The 665-nt window shown below is 53.8% G+C and carries 1 protein-coding gene; it reads left to right on the top strand.

All coding sequences use genetic code 11. The features are described 5' to 3' along the window. Window positions 1-36 precede the first annotated feature (36 nt). Window positions 37-665, top strand: a 629-nt coding sequence (locus LKE08_RS06545) for a bifunctional DNA primase/polymerase (RefSeq protein ID WP_324703401.1), incomplete at its 3' end; no start/stop codon positions are given.

Here is a 665-nt window from a genome sequence, read left to right as displayed (position 1 = left end):
CTCACCCCCGTTAAGGGGAACAAAGCTGCATACAGGATGAATTGGCAACAGGAGAAACCATGCGATCGCGCCACCATTATCGAAGACATCAAAACCGGGAAGGCTCGGGGCTACGGACTCAGAACAGGAAAAATTAGTGGCGGAATTGTAGCGGTTGATTGTGACGGAGAAGCCGCCCACGAACTGGCTGAGTCGCTGGGGGGATTGCCCGCGACTGTCAGTTTTACAAGTGGAAAAGATGGCCGCGCACAATACCTATACAAAATATCGGACAAATATTGGCACGACATCAAAACCCAAAAGCTGAGAACGGAAAAAACCGGGGCGGACGGCAAAGAGGTGTTGCTGGAATTACGATGGGACGGATGCCAGTCCGTTTTGCCACCGTCAGCTCATCCCGAAACCGGGCAATACTACTGGATTAAATCACCAGAGGAGACAGCGATCGCCGACGCCCCCCGGTGGATAATAGAGAAAATGCGATCCGGCACGGCGCGGACAGAAACTCCACTGCTCAACAGCATCACTTCTGACGACATTCCCCTAACCATCTGCCTTGCGAAAGAAACCCGGAAGTTGATCGAATCAGGGTCGCCAGACGGACAGCGCGGTGACGACGCGATCAAGGTCGCCCAAGACCTTTTGGGGACATACGAACGGCTGCA

The organism is Lyngbya sp. CCY1209, assembly GCF_035615495.1.
Classification (GTDB): Bacteria; Cyanobacteriota; Cyanobacteriia; order Cyanobacteriales; family Microcoleaceae; genus Limnospira.
This window is presented reverse-complemented; position numbering and strand designations above follow the sequence as displayed.